The following is an 18164-nucleotide window of genomic DNA, read 5'->3' on the forward strand; positions in this document are numbered from 1 at the left end:
TCCGGCGGCGGGGCAGATCTCCGACGGATCAGGCCTGCTGCTCCTCCGCCCCCGCCTTGTCCCGCGTCTCCTCCTGCGCCTTCTCCTGCGCCTCCTCGAAGGTCGCCGACGCCTCCGGCCGGGCGAGCGTGACCACCAGGTCGCCGTCGCTCACCTCCGCGATCAGCGTGTCGCCCTCCTGCACCGTGCCGTCCAGCAGCAGGTTGGACACCCGGTTGTCCAGCTCCGACTGGATCGTCCGACGCAGCGGCCGGGCCCCGAACTCCGGCTGGTACCCGCGGTTGACCAGCCACTCCTTGGCCGCCTCGGTGACCTCCAACTGCACGTCCTGCGCCTTGAGCCGACGCCGGCTGCGCTCCAGCAGCAGACCGACCACCGACAGCAGGTCCTTCCGGGTGAGCGCGTGGAAGACGATCACCTCGTCGATCCGGTTCAGGAACTCCGGCCGGAACTGCTGGTGCAGGTCGCGCATCAGGTCGCCACGGATCTCGTCCACGTTCCCGGCGTGGTCGAGGATGCGCTGCGAGCCGATGTTGCTGGTCATGATCACCACGGTGTTGCGGAAGTCGACCGTCCGCCCCTGGGCGTCGGTCAGCCGCCCGTCGTCCAGTACCTGGAGCAGCAGGTTGAAGACGTCCGGGTGCGCCTTCTCCACCTCGTCGAAGAGCAGCACGCTGTACGGCTTGCGGCGGACGGCCTCGGTCAGCTGCCCGGCCTCGTCGTAGCCGACGTACCCGGGCGGGGAGCCGACCAGCCGGGAGACGGTGTGCTTCTCCTGGAACTCGCTCATGTCGAAGCGGATCATCCGGTCCGGGTCGCCGAACAGCAGCGCCGCCAGCGCCTTCGCCAGCTCGGTCTTGCCCACGCCGGTCGGCCCGAGGAAGAGGAAGGAGCCGGTCGGCCGGTCCGGGTCGCCCATCCCGGCCCGGCCGCGGCGCACCGCCTGGGCGACCGCGGTGACCGCCTCGTCCTGGCCGATCACCTTCTCGTGCAGGTGCTCCTCCAGCTTGAGCAGCCGCTCCCGCTCGGTCGCGTTCAACTCCGCGACCGGGATGCCGGTCCGGGACGACAGCACCTGCGCGATGTCGTCGGCGGTCACGTCGACGACCTCCTCGCGGGACTCGGCGACGGCCGCCAACTCGTCCTCGGTCTGCCGCAGCTCGGCCTTCAGGTTGGCCGCCCGCACGAACTCCTCGTCCGCGACGGCCTCGTCCAACTCCCGCTTCAGCTTGGTGATCCGGTCCTGCACCCCGGTCGCCTCGGTCGAGCCGCTCAGGCTGCGCAACCGCACCCGGGCACCGGCCTGGTCCAGCAGGTCGATCGCCTTGTCCGGCAGGAAGCGGTCGCTGACGTACCGGTCGGACAGCGTCGCCGCCGCGTCCAGCGCCTCGTCGGTGAACCGCACCTGGTGGTGCGCCTCGTACGCGTCCCGCAGCCCCCGCAGGATCTCGACCGTCTCCTCGACGCTCGGCTCGGGCACCAGCACCGGCTGGAAGCGGCGCTCCAGCGCGGCGTCCTTCTCCACGTGCTTGCGGTACTCGTCCAGCGTCGTCGCACCGACCACGCTCAGTTCACCGCGCGCCAGCGCCGGCTTGAGGATGTTGCCGGCGTCCATCGAACCCTCGCCGCCGGAACCCGCGCCGACCACGGTGTGCAGCTCGTCCAGGAACAGGATCACGCTCTTCTCGGCCGCCGTGACCTCGTCGATCACCTTCTTCAGCCGCTCCTCGAACTCGCCCCGGTACTTGGAGCCGGCCACCAGGGCGGTCAGGTCGAGGGTGACGACCCGCTTGTCCCGCAGGCTCTGCGGCACGTCCCCGGAGACGATCCGCTGCGCCAGCCCCTCCACGATCGCGGTCTTGCCGACGCCCGGCTCGCCGATCAGCACCGGGTTGTTCTTGGTCCGGCGGGACAGGATCTCGACGGTCTGCTCGATCTCCTCGGCCCGCCCGACCACCGGGTCCAGCCGGCCCGAGCGCGCCGCCTCGGTGAGGTCCAGCCCGTACTCGTCCAGCGTCGGCGTCTCGCTCGGGTGCGCGCCCGTGCTGCTGCGCTCCCCGCCGACACCGCGCCCCTCCAGCACCGTCCTCAACGCCTCCTGCGAGGGCGCCGCGTTGCGCAGCGCCGTCCCCGCCCCGGACCGCTCCTGGTCCAGCAGCGCGCCGAGGATGTGCTCCGGCCCGATGTACGAGGCCCCGGCCGCCTGCGAACGGGCATGCGCCGCCAGCAGCGCACGCTTGGCCGACGGCGTCAGCGCGGGCTGCCCGTCCACCGCCGCCGGATCCCCGGACGGCAGCGACCGCTCCAGGTCACCGGCCAGCTGGTCCGGGTCGATCCCCGCCCGCTCCAGCATCCGGCGCGACGGCTCCACCCGGGTGGCCGCCCAGGCCAGGTGCCCGGTGTCGAGATCACTGATCCCGTCCTCGCCGGCCCGGTGCGCGGCCAACCCCAGCAACTCCTGCGAGGACTCGCTCAGCAACCGCCCGATCGGCACCCGCTGCACGGCGGGCGGGGAGGCCATCGGACTCATCCCGAAGAAGCGGCTGAGCAGATCGGAGAACGGATCACTCGATCCGAACGGGGGCATGGTCACGGAGGATCACCTCTCCCAAGCGGTGTGCAGCCACCCAAACACAGCCCACCCCACCCCGCCTCCCGAACCCCGGCCCCTCCCGCACGGGCGCCGGCGCGCCCGTCGACGCACGCGGTCAGCTCTGGGCGGCGTCCAGCAGGTCGTCGAACGCGGCGGCCACCGCGATGGCCTTGCCGATGTCCCTGGGGGTGGCCTCCGGGTTCGGCCCGCCGTACCAGACGTTGGCCTGCACCTGGTACTTCGCGATGTAGTCGATCGCCTGGTCGGAGGCCAGGCCCGGGTAGCCGGCCGCCACGTCGTTGAACATGTGGTCGATCCACGGGGTGGCGAAGCGGATGACGTCGATGACGTAGGGCTTGAACTCGTCGCTGTAGGTCGCGCAGAACAGCACCTGATGACCGTCGTTGACGAGCGCGACCCGCAGATCGTGGACCGTCCCGAGGCGGTTCTCCCAGTAGGGCGCCTCGATGCAGGCCTTCTCGGCGCGCTCCAGGAAGACGGCGGGCCCGGTCGGCTGGATGACCGGTGCGATCAGGGTGAATTCCGACCGGTTCACCGCCCGCAGGCCGACGCCCTCGGTCTGCTGACGGGGGCTCTGGAAGGCCTTGGCGATCTCCTCGACCGACACGTCCGGTGAGATCGGCTGGTAGGTCGACGGGTCGAAGTCGTACATCTGGATTCCTTTCGGGCGAAGCGTCAGGACGGGTCGGGAAGCACGTCGGCGGCCGAGGCCGGCTCGGCGCGGCGCCGGCCGTTCAGCTCGTGGCGCAGCACCGACGAGCGCCGGTACACCTCCTTGCGGACGGTCTGGACTGCTGGAGGTGCCGGTCGAAGTCCGGCTCCGGTGGCACGAGATCGGGTGAGTGCCGCACGGGGGTGAAGTCCTTCTCGGGCGGGGTCACCTGTCGTCCTCCGAGGTCGATGAGTGCGGCGCGGCGGACGGGCCGCCGGCCGGGTCCGGCAGTGCGGTGAGCCAGGCGATCGCGGCGAGGCCGGGCAGGAAGCAGTACTCGCCGCCGCGCACGGTCACGAACCGGGGCAGCCCGGTGAGCCGGCGCCGGACCGGGCGGGCCGGGATGGTGTGCACACCGGCGCCGCCGCTGTTGCCGACCAGCGGGTCCTGCTCGGGGCCGAGGCCGGCGAAGTCGCCGTCGTTGAGCCACACCTGCTGCACGAACTCGAACTGCCGGGACAGGCTGGCGCCCATGAAGATGAAGATGATCCCGCGCTCCGCACCGTCGTCCTCCAAGGCCCCGGCCGGCAGCAGCGGGCCGTACGCCGCGCCGCGCCGCAGCACCCGGTGGATGCCGGTCTCGACCACGGTGTCGGCCAGGCCGTCCCTCGGGTTGGCCCGCCGGATGTGCGCGCCGCGCGGGACGAGCAGGCCCCGCGGGTCGTCGTGGTAGCGGAAGTCGTTGTTGCGCGTCGGATCGGCGCCCAGGTCCGGATCGTCGTGCTCCGGCGCCAACGCCAGCGGCGCACCGCTGCGCCAGCGGCCGACGATCTTGGCTGCGAGCAGTTCCTCGTCCTCGGGCGAGCGGGCCTGGTCCCGCAGGTACCTGCGGAACGCGGCCACGTCCGCACGCATCTGACGGAAGGCCAGGTAGCAGCCGTTGCGGCCGAGCACGTCCGGCGCGGGCCCCGCCGGCGCCGCCCCGGACTCGTCCGGGTAGCCGAAGAGGAACTCGCCGGGCTGGACGGCGTCCTGGCCGGGCAGCGGCCGCTCGGCGCTGCCGAGCAGGTACGGGCTGGAGATGCCGTCCCGGAACCCGAAGTGCTCGCGCCCGGTGACCGGGGAACCGACGTCGAGCCGGTAGACCAGGCTCACCCCGGCCAGTCGGCCAGCCGCCGCCACCGGCTCGTGGAGCCCCTCGGGGGCCGTCGCGATGATCACCACCCCGATGTGCACGTCGGGGCCGCCCAGCGGCGGGGGCCAGTTACCGGGGTCGCTGGCACCGAGGTCTCCCAGCACCTCCTTCCGGGCGGCCATGCCGGCCCGGAACTCCGGGGAGAACGAGGCGAGCGAATCCGGCGGCACGCCCAGCCGGGCCAGCCCCCGGTACGTGAAGGCGACGTTGAGGGTGAACGGGCGGGGCCGCTCCCAGTCCGCCGCGCTGGTGACCTCCGGCAGGACCTCACGCAGCGACCGCTTCGCCGCGGCCGGGTCGTCGATCCGGTAGAGCAGGTACACACCGTGGTAGACGTCCGGACGACGCCGCAGCACGGTGCCCTGGATGTCCTCCAGCTCCAACGTCGGCACCGCACCGGCGGTGGGCCCACTCACCCGCGCGGGGCGAACGGTCGGAGGGTCAGGGGCATGGCGGCCTCCTCAGCACAGTCACAAACCTGCGCACACTGTGCAATGCGGACATCGCCCACAGTGGGAGTTCACGCAGCGTGTCGAGCCGGCGATCTCACGCCGGAACCACCAGGCAGATCACAGCCACGGGAAGGATTCCGACCGCCGGCACTCGAAGGCCCGGGAGTCAGCCGCCCTGGAGGCTCCAGTCGCAGAAACTGCGGCGTGACGTGTTCTCGATGTTCTTCGATCTCGGCGCGGACCCGCGGCGCGCTGAGGCCCCACTAGACGATGTGGACCCGCTCAAGGACTCCATCCTTGTCCCGAAGGAGCAACTCCTTACCCTCAGCCATCTGCTGGGCGAGGAAGCCGTAGACCTGGACCGACCGGTTGATCGCATCGGTCTTGGAAAGTCCAGTAGCCAAGGTGAGGTCAGCCAGCGCTCGAACGGCTGCACCAATCAACGTGATGCTGAACCGCTCACTCGGCGCCCCTGCACTCTTTGAGTCGGTCACTGTTACAGCCTCTCTGTTACTGAGTGTGCACGCCTGACGCGCCTAACGTGCTCCAGCATCTCATGAAGCATCGATGGTGAACCAGATCAACACCAGATTGGTGCACTGTCGGTGTCTTTGGTTACAGTGTGAGCGCTGCCTCCCCGCCGACTACGGCCGGCGGGGAGGCGCGTTAGATCACTGACACGAAAGGAATCCGATGGCCACGACGGTCCATCCAGTTCTAGGCGTCAACCACTCCGGGGCTCCCTAGCCCGGACTGCTACCGCCTGGGACTTGCGATTGAGGATGCGGCAGCCTGTCAGGAGATCGCCGATCTCTAGCTGAGGCATCCCAAGAAGGACTCCCAGTGACAAACACCGATCCCGCGATGTACGGCGACTCCACCCGCATCGCTCCGTCAGCGAGCGCTGAGGTCAAGATCTGGACGAGCCAGGAGCGTCCCGTTTCGGCCGAGATGCCCAGCGATGGAGCATCAGTCGAGATCAAGCTCTCGCCGGACATCCACGGACGGATGCAGGTGCCTGCCCTCAGCGCCAGTCAGCTGATCGAGATGATCGGTTACACGGTCATCCCGACCGGAGGGGCGCTGCTCATGGTTCGGGAGAGTCACGACGTGATGCCCTGGTGGGCAACCCTCGTGCTGACCCTGACCATCGTCGTCGTGCCCGGTGTTAACCGGATCATGTCGCATAGCAGGACCGCCACGCGGCGCAGGAAGGTCTGAGCCCTCCGCCCGCGCCTATGTAGCCAAGGAACGGTGCCACCCAGCGGGTTTCTCTCAGAAGAGACCCGCTTCACCGCTTCAAGATCTGGGTGAGAGGTGTCAATGAGAACCAGCAGGTTGGACTTGATCAAGCGGATCGGGAAGGTGAAGCCTGCCCGTAGGCGGACTGGTCAAGCTCTGCATCGGCCCATTCTCTTGCTGTGGGCTATTTCCCAAGCTGTGCACGGGCAGCCCCGTGAGCAACCATGGTCCGCAGTGAAGTCCGCCGTTGCGCCGCTCCTAACCGCGTTCGCAGATGCGCCAGACGGAGAACGGGCCGTGGTGTACCCCTTCTGGGCACTGCAAAGAAATGGTCTTTGGCAGGTGGCGGAAGCTGCCGAACTCCCACTAACGAGTGACCGGCGCCGCCCCAAGACTTCCGCCCTTGACGCGGCAAACCCCCTTGCCGGACTGTCTAAGGAGGACTACGACCAACTGGTCGAGGATCCGGAGCTGGCTGCATGGGCCATCGCCACGTTGCTACTTCGCTTCTTTACGCCGGCACCAGCCGGCCTGTTGGAAGCTCTCTCACTCACGGAGTTGATGGAAGGGCGCATCGACTCGTCTCTCCACCCGACCGCGGGTGAGCCGCATTCGAACCGAGACGTCATCGCAGACGCCTACGGCGGCAACCGCGTCCTCGGTATCACCCCGCTCGCTGATGGCGTCCTCACCGTTTACTCGGACGACAAGGGGCCCTACGCGGACCAGCGAATCCCTGGGATGGACTGGATCGCCTACACCGGCGACGGCTTGTCGGGCGATCAAATGCTTGCTGGCGGAAATAGATCCATGGCTGAATATCAGGATCAGCAAACGGCGTTGCGTTATTGGCACAAGCCGCACCGCGGACACTGGACCTTTGAAACCTGGGCGGTGATCGTCCAGCGGCGGCTGCGGTGGGGTCGCGGACAGGATGGCGAACCTCGCCGGGAGTTCGTGTGGGTTCTTGCCCCCGTCCCGTCGCCTCTGCGTGAAACGTGGACTGCGGAGGTCGTCGACGCTCTCAACGAGGATGACGGGTGGCTTCATGACGATTCCCTTGACGTACCCGCTGTGTCCGCGGCCCCGGATCGAGAAGAAAGCCCGACCGAGAGCCGTAACAGGTACCGAAAGCTGAATGAGGCGGCCCATCGAACCACCGCTAGCCGATCCCGCCGGTCGAAGCTCACACAGGTCGAGCGCTACCTTCGCTCACCGGCCGCCCGGCAGGCCGTAATCCTTCGCAGCGACGGTCAGTGCGAAAACCCCGCATGTCTCGGGCACCCGTCAGAACTCACAGACGCTGGCTTGCCCATACTGGAGGTCGACCACGTCAATGACCTCGGGCGTGGCGGCCAAGACACTCCAGAGACGATGATCGCGCTGTGTCCGAACTGCCATGCACTCAAGACACGCGGGTCCAACCGGCACAGCCTCCGAAAAGAGCTCCTTGTGGTGGCAGGCTCCCGGCACCAGGCGTTTCTTGAGTGACCTAAGAACTTCACCGGCGTAGCGAACATGCCGCGTTTGAACGTCTGTAGGTGACGAGGGTGGCGTCGATGTCCAGGACCAGTCTGGGTAGTTCACGTCCGCCCGCCTTCGGGGCCGGGATGCCATGGCCGGTCTCGTCGGCCTGCAGCCAGGCGACCTCCCGGGCAGCGCACCGAGTGCCGGCGGGTCGATGTCGGCCAGCAATCACCGGGTGGTCGGAGCAGAGGGGACCGGGCCGAAGACGTCGGGCTGGTCGAGTAGGAGGGCCAGGTCGGCGATCGCCTCGCCGCCGTCGGCGAGCGCGGGGTGGTCAGCCGATTGCTGGCCGATCTCGCCGAGGCCACCGGCCCCGCACACGCCTTCGTCGACGCAGCGCCGCCACCGCGAAGGAGTCGCGCCGGGTGCTCCGCCCGGCGCTGAGCGCCGCGTGGCGGGACGAGCTGATCGCGCGGAACGTCTCGACGCTCGTCCCGCCGCCCCGGGTGACGAGCCGTGAGATCAAGCCGTGGACGCTCGACCAGACGCTCACTTTCCCCTCGGCCGCCCGCACCGATCCGCTCTACGCCCCCTTCGTGCTGGCCATCGCGCTCGGCATGCGGCGCGGGGAGATCGTCGGTCTGCGTTGGTCGTGGGTGAATCTGGAGAACCGCGTTCTGTGGGTGCGCCGCCAGCTCCAGCGGGTCGGCGGCAAGCTGTACGAGGACACCACCAAGAGCAGTAAGCGCCGGCCCGTCCCGCTCCCCCGAATCTGCGCGTCAGCCTTGCGCTGGCACCGGATGCGGCAGGACGAGGCCCGGCGCGCGGCCGACCGGGTACGTCTTCACCACCCGCACCAGCCGACCAACCTGTACCGCTCATTCGTCCGGGTGTCCAAGGCCGCCGAGGTCCCGGCCATCCGGCTGCACAACACCCGGCACGGGTGCGCGACGCTGCTCGTCGCCTGCGGGGTACCGCCGCGGGTGGTGATGGAGATCCTCGGCAACATGGACCGGCTGCTCAAGCGGCGCCACTGATGTCAGCCTGAGATGTCAAATGCCCCGGATCATGATCGGTCCGGGGCATTTGGGCTGGTGGGCGCGGACGGTTTCGAACCGCCGACATCTGCTTTGTAAGTTTTCCCCGGGCACGTCTCTGACATGCTGAAACATCCATTACGCCCAGGGTGACCTGCGAAAATAACACTCAGTGATGCTCATTAGCGGTCGTCATTTCTCGTCCTCATGTGTGCCAGATCCGTTCCGCTGGTGCCGCACGAGGCGGTGGGGGTGGTGGGCAAAGGATCCCTTCATCCGCCACCCCGCCGAGAGGCCGAGGTGCCAGCCGGATGGTCCCCAGCATTGCAGCCACATCGACGCCCGCGCCGGCTGAGGTGCAGTCGGGAGAGGTCCGAGCTGTACTACGACCTCTAAATCGGCTCGCATGGCCCGACAGTGAGAATCGACCAGATATAGCATCTGACCTGGGAAAACACTCCTCTTGATCTCTCGCTGGTACTCGTCCGTCCTCGTCGTCTTGTGCACCGGATGTGCACCGGATCCGAGATTCGATGACGGATAGTCAGCAACTGGGGTGGTCCGCCGATCCCGTCGCACCCACTACTGTGAGCGACGGGGCTTCCGGGTGCCGGGAAGCCAGCCCTTCGACCAGCAACACCTCGCCCGGTCGACGACATCGTCCCGACCGCCCAATCAAGGGCCGCGAGCCCTCACAGCGGCGCTTCGCCGGCGCCGATCGAACCGACCAGGGCGAGGGGGTGCCCTGTGGAACCTGTCCGCCCGATTGCGGGCCCCGGTTCAGCCATCGGCCGCCGTCCGCCCGACGGGTTCGCTGCGGTCGGACGACATCGTCGACGCCCTCTCTCCGAGCCCGGGCCTGTCGGCCGGGCCAACGCGGGCGTGCTCACCCCAGGGCCGGCGTTTCCGACGCCGCCGAGACCGATCCGCCTCACCGCCCCAGGCTCGAATATCACCAGGGCCGCACCCCTGTAGGGCGATGACCCACGTCCTGCACGTCCTCACTCTGGCTACCGAGATCGGGCACAACGATCACACTGGCCAGCCTGGTCATGCGCTCGCCGACCACCTATGACCACTAGCCCTTCGCGTCATTCACCTAGCAGCAATTGCGCCCTCTCTTCTCGGAAGCCGAGCGACTCGACGGGCCTCAGGTCAGCCCAGCTAGCGTTTGCTCCGGAAGTGGCAGGCGGGGACGATGAGGAGGGAATGCTCTGCGGAGATCGGAGTACATCGTGATCATCCTTGGAATCATCCTGCTCATCGTCGGCTTCCTGACCAAGATCACAATCTTGTGGACCGTCGGAATCATTCTGGCCGTCATCGGAGCCATCCTGTTTGTCCTGGGATCGGTGGGGCACGCGGTTGGCGGGCGGCGCCACTACTGGTAGGCGCTCTGGCCAGTCCCCAGACCGATGGTGTTGCACGAATTCGAGCGATCGCCACTGGGCACGCGGTCGGGCCGGCATGGGCCCGCGATGTTCTCGGCCAGGAATATCCGGGCACAGCACATCCCCAGGGTCGGGGTTCAGGATCCGAATATTCGATGGCGTTGCAGTCCGGCTTGTCAACCAGACGCCCACGGCGGGTCGCAGCTCGCGTTGCCGGGCATCCGTACTGGCCGAGGGAGGTGTTCCCGTTCATAGTCGTCTTCCTGCTCGCACTCATCGCGTCCATCGTTCTTGGCATCATCGGTGTCGTCGTCCACGGGATGTTGTTCCTGCTCGCCATCGGTGTTCTTCTCCTCGTCGCTGACGGGGCGCTCCTCGCCGTGCGCTCGGCCTGGCGACGCTCAGGCCAGTGCCTGCCCCGCTGACGGAGGGAAGCAGTCCGCCGACCGTGATCGCCGATCGCCTCGCCGAAGGACGGACGGCGCCGAGAAGAGACGACGCCGAGGGGACGGCCAGATCGCCGCACAGGACGCCACCGGCAGCCGTGCGACGACCAATTGTCGACCCTTCGAGGCAGCCCCCACGGGCGTTTGGCCCGAATTGTCCGCGTTTTGACGCGGCGGCCAAGGGCAAGCGCACTTCAGGGGATCCAATGGGTGGGGTTCGTGGGCTACAAGCGGAGGACCCAATGACGACAGGAACCCTCGCCGTGATCATCGGTGCCGTCGTGGTCCTGCTGATCGTGTGCGCGCTGGTGGCACGGCTGGTCGTACGCCGCCGCCACTTGCGGGAGCGATTCGGGCCGGAGTACGACCGGGCCGTGGAGGCCAGGGTCGGCCGCCTGGCGGCCGACCGCGAGCTGCACGAGCGGGAGGAACGCCACGACGCGCTGGATATCAAGCCGCTGCCGCCGGCCGCCCGGGAACGGTACACCCAGGACTGGAACCGGGCGCAGGAACAGTTCGTCGACCGGCCCGACGACGCGGTCCACGAGGCGGACCGGCTCGTCACCACGCTCATGACCGAGCGTGGGTACCCGACCGAGGGGTACGAGCAGCAACTCAAGGACCTCTCCGTCGAACACGGGAACGTGCTGACGCACTTCCGGTCCGCCCACGAGGTCAACGACCGCAGCAGCCGCCACCAGGCGAGCACGGAGGAACTGCGGGGCGCGATGGTGCACTACCGCACCCTTTTCGAGGAACTGCTCCACAACGGCGACCAGCCGCGGGGCAGCCGTGCCTGAGCCCCGCGCCAACGATTCGAACCTGGCGGACCGAATCCGCCGCCGACCGGAACCGCTGAGACGGAAGTGAAGAGATGCACAGCCAACAGACACCCGAACCGAGCGAGGGCGGCCTGTCCACGCAGGACCTGGCCGGCGCCCGACAGGACACCGGCGACCAGGTCCAGGACCCCTGGGCGGATTCGCCACCGGCGTTCCCCGGGGAAGCCACCACCACCGAGCGAGAGGGCGGCGAACAGGAGTCCACGGGCGAAGACCGGGAGAAAGGCGACGCCCAGGCCTCCGAGCCCGCCGAAGATCCGGAAGCGGCCGAGGAGAGCGAACCCCTGCTGGGGGCGGAACAGGAGGAGTTCCGCTCCCGGTGGCAGAAGATCCAGAGCGAGTTCGTTGACGACCCGCGCAACGCCGTACACGCGGCCGACGCACTGGTCGCCGAAGCGATGCAGGCACTCGCCACCACCTTCTCCGCACACAAGCAGGATCTCGAAGGCCAGTGGCACCGCGGCGACGAGGTGCCGACCGAGGAACTGCGCATCGCACTCCGGCGCTACCGCTCGTTCTTCAACCGCCTGCTCAGCACCTGAGCAGCGCAGCAAAAGACACATGCCCTGCGGGCGCCTGCGCTGGTGCCCACCGCGGACGAGGGGATCCAGGCCCTGGCACGGCAGGCGGGGCCTGGAGCGGTCCCGATCTCGGCGGGCAGGAGAAGTGCCGGCTGCTCGCGGAGCCAGGCCTGGTGAAGGGAGTCATAGTGATTCAGGTAGGCGACATCCGGGAGTGGCGTACCCATGACGTCATTGACCCGGACGGGCACAAGATCGGCACCCTGGAGGCCATCTACGTGGACACCAGCACGGACGAGCCCGCCATGGCCACCGTCCAGATCGGCTTGCCCACCCGCCACCGCCTGGTCTTCGTCCCCCTCGACGGGGCAACCGTAGGGCCGGGCTACGTCAAGGTCGTCTACGGCAAGCCGCTGGTGAGGGACTGCCCCGCGATCGGCACCGACGACGTCCTGCCCGCCGAGGACGAGGAGGCCCTCTTCCGCCACTACGGCCTGGCCTACCGGACCGGCGCATCCGGTGAACGCCAGCTCGCCCGCCGCTGAGCACTCCGGCACTGCCCTACATGATCTTCTGCCGGATACTCGGCTGGTTGTCCTGGAGAGGAGGCCGCCATGAACGCGACCGAGCGATGGTGGCCGTGTCCAAACTGTGCGGGGAAGCCAAGCACACGAAGGTCCACTGGGAGGATCCGCAGCTGACATGGATCCGCGACGAAGAGACCGGCGAGACACTCCAGCTTCACAACTCGATGCATTTCCAGTGCGACAACTGCGGGAAGAATGGCCGCTTGGTGTACGCAGAGCGGTGACCCTCCGAAACTGTTCTGATCACATGTCGCGTCCGCCAGACGGGCCGGGCCATCGCCGGTATCGCCTGTCGGCTCCTCGTGTCGTGTGAGGGCGTCGGCCGGTCCTGCGGCCGCATCGTCCAGGAGCCGTTGGACGGCCCGGGAGCGGGCCGTAGGTCGTAGTCGGCGTCCGCTGCGGGCCCAACCACCGCAGGACGGCGAGGAAGCCGGAGCCGGCGAAGGTGACGCGGGAGGTGTCCAGCGCGAGGCCGGTGTAGCCATCGGCGGCCGCCGAGGCGAGGGGCGCCCACAGCGGGCGGCGCTGAAGTGGTGCGGGAGTGGACGGCTATGGGGCAGGGCGCGGTGTCCGCGCCCTGGTCGTGCGTGGAAGGACCGGCCGGCGTCGGGAGGGCGCCGGGCAGTATCGGGGCGGTGGTTGAGGTGGTCACGTCCCCGTCAACGCTGCCCGGGGCGGGGCGGGCAACGAGCCACTCGGCCGTTTCATCCCATCTGACCAGCACAGATCCCCACGGGGCGGGGAGACGTGTTGAAATCCGGGTGAGGACAACACGGTGGACCGGCGCGGCGGCGGAGCGTGACGTGCCTGTGGCCGCCGCCAGGGTCACGGCGCCACCTGTGCGCGCTCGTTGCCGGGCGGGGGCGCAGACTGGAAGTGCACCGGCAATCGACCCGGGCCCACCTGGGCCGCAGGGAGGTATGTGATGGCTCTGTTCCTCCTAGTCGTCATCGTGGCGATCGTGCTGGGCATCGTCGGCGTCGTCGTCCACGGCCTGCTGTACCTACTCGCCATCGGCATTCTCCTCTTCGTCGCCGATGTGGTCTTCCTCGCCGTACGCTCGGCGCGCAGTCGGCGCGCCCTGCGGTGACCCACCCGGAAGCCGGGCCTCTCCGGCCCCGGCGGGTGAGGTACCGGCCACTGACGGCCACAACCGGTCAGCAGGCCGACCACACCCCACAGCCGACGGAGTGGTGGCGCGTGACGACCACGGTGCCGCCCTGCATGACCTGCCTTGTCACGATGGAGGTGCAGCATCCGGCGACGCGTGGCCCGGAGACCGTCGGCTGGGAAGCCGCAGGAAGTGCCGGATCGGGCGCTGCCGGGCACAGACCGATCTGTTCCAGGGACGTTGAGCCGGCGCGCGCGGGTGCGACGGCGGCTGCGTCTGGTGGGCGTCATCGCGCCAGCATGCCCGCGCGATGGCCGGAGCGGGCGTACCACGCCACAAACGATGCCGCCATCGGCGAGTGTGCGGCCGAACGGGGGGTCGGCCTCCCCACCGCAAGGCACCGTCGCAGGACGGAGACGGTGCCGCACTGTCGGACAGCTGGGTACCGTCGGCGCCCGCCGGCCAGCGCCCCGCCACGGCATCCGGCATGCCATCAGAGGGCCCCAGCGGCGCGCCGGGGCCAGCGGATCAACGCGTCCCACGCTGGGTCGCGCTCACCCGGTACGGCGCGCCCGATCGAGCATCAGACGGCGGCCGGCGTGCGATAGATCGGCACGCCGCGCGCCTGCGCCGTGTCGACCCCGGGAGCCGCAAGGAGCTGACTCGGCATCGCCCGGGCGCGGTGCAGCACTGGATCCCCAGCCAGCGGGCCGCACCAGTACGTCGGCTGCCAGCCGCCTCGCCGCCGTGCTGGTGGACATCATCGACCAGCACGCGCGGTACCTGTGCCGGAGGATGTCAGGGGCGGTCGTCGTGGTGGCCGCAAATCCAGGCGAGTGCCCGGTAAGCACCCAGGGCGTAGCCAGCGTCGGCGCCATGCCGGCCGGTGTCGCGAACGCATACGGCGGCGGCCTGGCATTCGGCGAGCAGTTGCGCGCGACAGGGGCCGGCGGCACCAAGCGGGGCAGTGGCGGTAACCGGTGCCTCGGTCTGGGCGCCAGCTGCCCATCGATAGGCTTCGAGCACGCCGTGCTCGAAGCCGCTCCACGGCCGGGGACGGCCGCCAGCCACAACGATCGCCTCGAACACCTGCTCCAGCCCGCGGACCCCGATAGCGGGGATCATCGTCTCGTCGCTGGTCATGCCAAAACGCTACGCCCACGCCTCACTGACCGCCGCCGGGAGAAACCGGAGACGCGCCCGGCAGCCACCGCAGTCACCGGGGCACGCCACCGAAAGCCCTGCCAGGGCCACCGCAGCGATCGGCATGCTGCGCCCACGACGCACACTGGGGTAGCAGACACTGCTGCCTTCGGATGCATCCGCCGCCCGGTACGACCGCGATCGTCCCCGCCATCGCGAGGGGCAGTCCACGATGGCACATGCGCAGGAACGAGAACACCGTCATGACACCAGCCCCCCGGTATCTGCTCACATTCCCCGGCACCACCGGCACCCACGCACCACAGCGCCAGGTGATCGTCACCGCCACCCACACAAGGGGGCCCGGCGGACATGAGATCTACACCGACGAGACTGGCCGCCTACGCGTCGAGATCAACGAACACGGCTGCGCCCGGCTCCTGACCAGCGGGCCAGGGGCCAATGGTCTGTTGCACGCCGCTGCTCTGGCCTGAGCCGCGTGCGCGGGGCCGCAGCCAATGCGGCACTAGCTGGGACGCCTGGCCCAGCCTCTGGCTGGCAGGGGCTGCCCAGCAGGTGGGAGCGGGCAGGAGCAGTGCTGCACGCCGAGCCGCTGCCCTGATTCGCCCCTCAGGGCTCGTTTCCAGGGCGGGCTACGGTGTCGGTGGTTTCGGGCTGCCGTGCTCCTCCAGCATGTCGAGCACCTCCCGTAGGGGCAGCTCCACGTCCGAGGTGCCGGGGCCGGTGGCCCGTGCGTAGCGGAACACTCCGCGCCAGAGCAGCGCCCGTACCGTCCACTCGGACAGCGACAGCACCAGCGCCTCGTCCGCCCCTCGTCTCACGTCCCACCCGAACATCCGGGCCGTGGCGTCCAGGTAGAAGGCGTCGTTGCTCAAGGGGAGTTCGCGCTCTGACATAGCCTGATGTTCGCCGCCCGGCGCCCGGAACGCCACCCGGTGAAGGGCTGTTCCGCTGACCGGGCACAGTCTGTGCGCTTCGCCCAGCCGGGTGCCTGTGCAAGCGTCGGGCCCGGGCACGCCGATGGGCCACGGGCCGCCCTGCGGCCGGCGTGCCGCCTCACGTGGCGACAGCCGAAGCGGTGAGCAGGCACAGGCGTCAGTGACCGGGCCTGTCCTGGTCCTGTGGGGTGCCGGGTGGTGGTGTGCGGGTGTCGCGGGGTACGGGATGGGGCCCGTCCTCGGGTGGGTGGCTGGCTTCGGTGGCTCGTCCGCGTTCCAGTTCGACGTTGAACTCCAGGCCCAGCAGGATCGCGACGTTGGAGACCCAGAGCCAGAGGAGGAAGAGGATCACGGCGCCGATGCTGCCGTAGGTGCTGTTGAGGCTGCTGAAGTTGGCGACGTAGAGGGCGAACGCGCCGGATGCGAGGACCCAGAGCACGACGGCGACCAGGCTTCCGGGGAGGATCCAGCGCAGCTTGGGTCGTTCGGTGCTGGGGGCGGCCCAGTAGAGCAGGGTGACCATCGCGATGACGATGATGACGAGGACGGGCCATTTGGCGATGCCCCATACCTGTACGGCGTTCTCGCTGACTCCGAGGATCTTCCCCGTCCTGGTGGCCAGTGCGCCGGTGAAGACGACACCGGTGGCGGTCAGGGCGAGGAGCACGATGATGACGACGGTCAGGGCGAGACGGGTGGGCAGGGTCTTCCAGAGCGGTCGGTCCTCGTCGGTGCCGTGGACGCGGTTGGCGGCGCGCATGAACGCGGCGGTGTAGCCGGAGGCGGACCACAGGGCCAGGACGATCCCGATGGTCAGCGCGATGCCCGCCCGGCTCTGGTCCGCCTGGAGTTGCTGCACCACGGTGGTGAGGATCTGGCGGACGGAGCCGGGGCCGAGGTCGCGGAGGCGGTCGAGCAGCGGCGTGGTGGCGGAGCTGCCGGCCAGTCCCAGGATCGACACCAGCGCGAGGAGAGCGGGGAAGATCGCCAGCAGGCCGTAGTAGGTGAGCGCGGCCGCCGCGTCGCTGAGGCTGTCGGCCTTGAACTGCTTGGTGGTGCGTTTCAGGACGCCCCACCAGGATCTCCTGGACAGGTCGGTCGGGCTCTCGGTGGGACCGGCGCCGCCGGTGGCGGGCCCGGCCCCGTCGCCCGTGCCGGTATGCCGGTGTTCGTTCTCGTGTCGTGACATGGGTGCCAACCCGGCGTGTGGGGTGTCTGTTCCGGGGGTCTCAGTCCTTGAGCACCTGGTAGATGCCGTAGATGACTCCGGGCACGTGGCCGCAGAGCTGGAGGAGGAAGGCCCAGAGCACCTTCATGCTCGGCCCGTCCTTGATCAGCACTGCCAGGAAGGGCAGGACCAGGCACAACAGCACCAGAAGGACCTTGCCCATGATCATCCCTCGTTCCGGAGGCGCGGTGGCCGAGGCACGGTGACCCGCCTCTTCATGGTCTCACCGTCGGCCGCCCGGCGGGCAGTCGGCCGAACTCGACCGGCGGGTACGCGTAGGCGGCCCCGGACTGGCGGGCCGCCCGGCCGGACGCTCGACTCCTGCTCGGTCCGGCGTCATCTCCTCGAAGCGCTGTGGGACACCGCCCGCTTCCGTACGGGAGCGGGCGGCCTGCCCGGAGGGTGCGGTTCCCGGGGGCCCGATCGTGACTCGTTTGACTGCGTGACCAGCGGGAATCAGACCGCTTGGAGGGGCCTTGCAAGGCTGGAGGTCGCCATGATTGTTCTCGGAGTGATTCTGCTCGTCGTCGGGTTCGTCGCCAAGATCGCCATCCTGTGGACCATCGGAATCATCGTGGCCGTTATCGGACTGAATCATCGTGGCCGTTATCGGACTGATCCTTTTGCTCCTGGGGTCGGTGGGCCACGCGGTCGGCGGACGGCGGCACTACTGGTAGGCGTCCGGCGCGTACGCGGTGGTCCGGTGACAGCGCGCCCGCGCAGGGGATCGTCGGCGCGACTGCCCTGTTCGGGCTGATCCTCCTCCTGGGCGGTTCACGCCGCATCGCTCGGAAGAACAGCCCACCCCACGATGACCGCCGTCGGCAGGCGGTCGACGGCCACCACGCAAGGCTCCACCTGTTCGGGCACCGGGCCACCCACCGGCAAGCCCCCACCATCCCGCGCAGACTGCCGTCCGGCCCCGCCCGGCAGTTCGACTCACGAAAAGCGGCTCGCCATGAGCATCACCAAGAAGATCGCGCACAAGGCAGAAGCGGTCAAGGGCGGAGTCAAGAAGAAGGTCGGTCGCGTCACCGGCAGTCACCGACTCCAGGCCGAGGGCAGGGGCGACCAGGTCAAGGGCAACACCAAGCAGGCCGGGGCGAAGATCAAGGACGCTTTCAAACACTGACCACACGACACCGGGAGACCATCCGCAAGCCCGTGACCTGCTGAGGTCCCCACCAGGAGGGTGGCGCCTGCGCCGGGGTGCGGCATGCCTCCAACCCCGCGCCGAGCGCCGCCGCCGACCACGTGACCCACGGACCCAGCAGCTC

Annotated in this window: 20 protein-coding genes and 1 pseudogene; 12 read left to right on the plus strand and 9 right to left on the minus strand. The window is 69.0% G+C overall.

Annotation, left to right across the window (positions count from 1 at the left end; genetic code table 11):
- Nucleotides 1-28 precede the first annotated feature (28 nt).
- The 4 genes from ACFWPI_RS15545 to ACFWPI_RS15560 all read right to left on the minus strand — a co-directional run bounded on the left by ACFWPI_RS15545 (nucleotide 29) and on the right by ACFWPI_RS15560 (nucleotide 5407).
- Nucleotides 29-2587 (minus strand): ATP-dependent Clp protease ATP-binding subunit, encoded by a 2559-nt coding sequence (locus ACFWPI_RS15545; protein ID WP_380375135.1) that lies wholly within the window; start codon nucleotides 2585-2587, stop codon nucleotides 29-31.
- A 121-nt stretch (nucleotides 2588-2708) separates the two neighbouring features.
- Nucleotides 2709-3266, minus strand: a complete 558-nt coding sequence (locus ACFWPI_RS15550) for a hypothetical protein (protein ID WP_380375117.1) — start codon at nucleotides 3264-3266, stop codon at nucleotides 2709-2711.
- 225 nt (nucleotides 3267-3491) lie between these two features.
- Entirely contained in the window at nucleotides 3492-4877 is a 1386-nt protein-coding gene (locus tag ACFWPI_RS15555) for a Dyp-type peroxidase (protein ID WP_380375116.1), read from the minus strand.
- Between the two features lie 299 nt (nucleotides 4878-5176).
- Nucleotides 5177-5407, minus strand: coding sequence for a hypothetical protein (locus ACFWPI_RS15560; protein WP_063347429.1), 231 nt, complete (start codon nucleotides 5405-5407; stop codon nucleotides 5177-5179).
- Between the two features lie 349 nt (nucleotides 5408-5756).
- Here ACFWPI_RS15560 and ACFWPI_RS15565 point away from each other — a divergent pair, with 349 nt between their 5' ends.
- Entirely contained in the window at nucleotides 5757-6134 is a 378-nt protein-coding gene (locus tag ACFWPI_RS15565) for a hypothetical protein (protein ID WP_380375115.1), read from the plus strand.
- Between the two features lie 318 nt (nucleotides 6135-6452).
- Nucleotides 6453-7646: an HNH endonuclease gene (locus ACFWPI_RS15570; RefSeq protein ID WP_380375113.1), complete on the plus strand. Its 1194-nt coding sequence runs from the start codon at nucleotides 6453-6455 to the stop codon at nucleotides 7644-7646.
- Between the two features lie 204 nt (nucleotides 7647-7850).
- On the opposite strand, the gene ACFWPI_RS15575 is transcribed toward ACFWPI_RS15570, so the two are convergent.
- Nucleotides 7851-8003, minus strand: coding sequence for a hypothetical protein (locus ACFWPI_RS15575; protein WP_244293752.1), 153 nt, complete (start codon nucleotides 8001-8003; stop codon nucleotides 7851-7853).
- Between the two features lie 44 nt (nucleotides 8004-8047).
- On the opposite strand from ACFWPI_RS15575, the gene ACFWPI_RS15580 reads away from it, so the two are divergent.
- From ACFWPI_RS15580 to ACFWPI_RS15610, 7 genes are all read left to right on the plus strand, one after another.
- Nucleotides 8048-8659, plus strand: coding sequence for a site-specific integrase (locus ACFWPI_RS15580; protein WP_380375111.1), 612 nt, complete (start codon nucleotides 8048-8050; stop codon nucleotides 8657-8659).
- A gap of 1235 nt (nucleotides 8660-9894) precedes the next feature.
- Nucleotides 9895-10050, plus strand: coding sequence for a DUF6131 family protein (locus ACFWPI_RS15585; RefSeq protein WP_371520432.1), 156 nt, complete (start codon nucleotides 9895-9897; stop codon nucleotides 10048-10050).
- 239 nt (nucleotides 10051-10289) lie between these two features.
- The gene (locus tag ACFWPI_RS15590; protein WP_380375109.1) at nucleotides 10290-10475 is read left to right on the plus strand and encodes a hypothetical protein; all 186 of its coding nucleotides are present in this window, start codon (nucleotides 10290-10292) and stop codon (nucleotides 10473-10475) included.
- Nucleotides 10476-10738: 263 nt separating this feature from the next.
- Nucleotides 10739-11296 carry a hypothetical protein gene (locus ACFWPI_RS15595; RefSeq protein ID WP_380375108.1) on the plus strand — a complete coding sequence of 186 codons (558 nt, stop codon included), beginning with the start codon at nucleotides 10739-10741 and terminating at the stop codon, nucleotides 11294-11296.
- 74 nt (nucleotides 11297-11370) lie between these two features.
- On the plus strand, nucleotides 11371-11880 hold the full coding sequence (locus ACFWPI_RS15600) for a hypothetical protein (RefSeq protein ID WP_380375106.1): 510 nt from the start codon (nucleotides 11371-11373) through the stop codon (nucleotides 11878-11880).
- Between the two features lie 167 nt (nucleotides 11881-12047).
- Nucleotides 12048-12404, plus strand: a complete 357-nt coding sequence (locus ACFWPI_RS15605; protein ID WP_380375105.1) for a PRC-barrel domain-containing protein — start codon at nucleotides 12048-12050, stop codon at nucleotides 12402-12404.
- Between the two features lie 967 nt (nucleotides 12405-13371).
- Complete coding sequence (locus tag ACFWPI_RS15610) at nucleotides 13372-13536, plus strand: hypothetical protein (RefSeq protein ID WP_380375103.1); 165 nt, start codon at nucleotides 13372-13374, stop codon at nucleotides 13534-13536.
- 819 nt (nucleotides 13537-14355) lie between these two features.
- Here the strand turns inward: ACFWPI_RS15610 and ACFWPI_RS15615 are convergent.
- Nucleotides 14356-14700: a hypothetical protein gene (locus ACFWPI_RS15615; RefSeq protein WP_380375101.1), complete on the minus strand. Its 345-nt coding sequence runs from the start codon at nucleotides 14698-14700 to the stop codon at nucleotides 14356-14358.
- A gap of 239 nt (nucleotides 14701-14939) precedes the next feature.
- On the opposite strand from ACFWPI_RS15615, the gene ACFWPI_RS15620 reads away from it, so the two are divergent.
- Nucleotides 14940-15194 carry a DUF6296 family protein gene (locus tag ACFWPI_RS15620; RefSeq protein ID WP_380375100.1) on the plus strand — a complete coding sequence of 85 codons (255 nt, stop codon included), beginning with the start codon at nucleotides 14940-14942 and terminating at the stop codon, nucleotides 15192-15194.
- 159 nt (nucleotides 15195-15353) lie between these two features.
- Here the strand turns inward: ACFWPI_RS15620 and ACFWPI_RS15625 are convergent, their stop codons facing one another.
- The 3 genes from ACFWPI_RS15625 to ACFWPI_RS15635 form a co-directional block, all read right to left on the minus strand.
- On the minus strand, nucleotides 15354-15617 hold the full coding sequence (locus ACFWPI_RS15625; protein WP_380375098.1) for a hypothetical protein: 264 nt from the start codon (nucleotides 15615-15617) through the stop codon (nucleotides 15354-15356).
- Nucleotides 15618-15816: 199 nt separating this feature from the next.
- The gene (locus ACFWPI_RS15630) at nucleotides 15817-16848 is read right to left on the minus strand and encodes a YihY/virulence factor BrkB family protein (RefSeq protein WP_380375097.1); all 1032 of its coding nucleotides are present in this window, start codon (nucleotides 16846-16848) and stop codon (nucleotides 15817-15819) included.
- 40 nt (nucleotides 16849-16888) lie between these two features.
- On the minus strand, nucleotides 16889-17050 hold the full coding sequence (locus ACFWPI_RS15635; RefSeq protein WP_380375096.1) for a YqaE/Pmp3 family membrane protein: 162 nt from the start codon (nucleotides 17048-17050) through the stop codon (nucleotides 16889-16891).
- Nucleotides 17051-17383: 333 nt separating this feature from the next.
- Between ACFWPI_RS15635 and ACFWPI_RS15640 the strand changes: the two are divergent.
- Together ACFWPI_RS15640 and ACFWPI_RS15645 are read left to right on the plus strand one after the other, a co-directional pair.
- A pseudogene (locus tag ACFWPI_RS15640) lies at nucleotides 17384-17564 on the plus strand (hypothetical protein).
- Between the two features lie 281 nt (nucleotides 17565-17845).
- Nucleotides 17846-18019 carry a CsbD family protein gene (locus ACFWPI_RS15645; protein WP_371520454.1) on the plus strand — a complete coding sequence of 58 codons (174 nt, stop codon included), beginning with the start codon at nucleotides 17846-17848 and terminating at the stop codon, nucleotides 18017-18019.
- Nucleotides 18020-18164 lie beyond the last annotated feature (145 nt).

Source organism: Kitasatospora sp. NPDC058492 (assembly GCF_042720685.1).
Taxonomy (GTDB): Bacteria; Actinomycetota; Actinomycetes; order Streptomycetales; family Streptomycetaceae; genus Kitasatospora.

What these genes read in the sequence shown, in the direction of transcription:
- ACFWPI_RS15545 (WP_380375135.1), bottom strand. Translation starts at nt 2,587, where the DNA reads ATGCCCCCGTTCGGATCGAGTGATCCGTTCTCCGATCTGCTCAGCCGC.
- ACFWPI_RS15610 (WP_380375103.1), top strand. Translation starts at nt 13,372, where the DNA reads ATGGCTCTGTTCCTCCTAGTCGTCATCGTGGCGATCGTGCTGGGCATC.
- ACFWPI_RS15645 (WP_371520454.1), top strand. Translation starts at nt 17,846, where the DNA reads ATGAGCATCACCAAGAAGATCGCGCACAAGGCAGAAGCGGTCAAGGGC.
- ACFWPI_RS15620 (WP_380375100.1), top strand. Translation starts at nt 14,940, where the DNA reads ATGCGCAGGAACGAGAACACCGTCATGACACCAGCCCCCCGGTATCTG.
- ACFWPI_RS15550 (WP_380375117.1), bottom strand. Translation starts at nt 3,266, where the DNA reads ATGTACGACTTCGACCCGTCGACCTACCAGCCGATCTCACCGGACGTG.
- ACFWPI_RS15635 (WP_380375096.1), bottom strand. Translation starts at nt 17,050, where the DNA reads ATGGGCAAGGTCCTTCTGGTGCTGTTGTGCCTGGTCCTGCCCTTCCTG.
- ACFWPI_RS15600 (WP_380375106.1), top strand. Translation starts at nt 11,371, where the DNA reads ATGCACAGCCAACAGACACCCGAACCGAGCGAGGGCGGCCTGTCCACG.
- ACFWPI_RS15595 (WP_380375108.1), top strand. Translation starts at nt 10,739, where the DNA reads ATGACGACAGGAACCCTCGCCGTGATCATCGGTGCCGTCGTGGTCCTG.
- ACFWPI_RS15615 (WP_380375101.1), bottom strand. Translation starts at nt 14,700, where the DNA reads ATGACCAGCGACGAGACGATGATCCCCGCTATCGGGGTCCGCGGGCTG.
- ACFWPI_RS15630 (WP_380375097.1), bottom strand. Translation starts at nt 16,848, where the DNA reads ATGTCACGACACGAGAACGAACACCGGCATACCGGCACGGGCGACGGG.
- ACFWPI_RS15625 (WP_380375098.1), bottom strand. Translation starts at nt 15,617, where the DNA reads ATGTCAGAGCGCGAACTCCCCTTGAGCAACGACGCCTTCTACCTGGAC.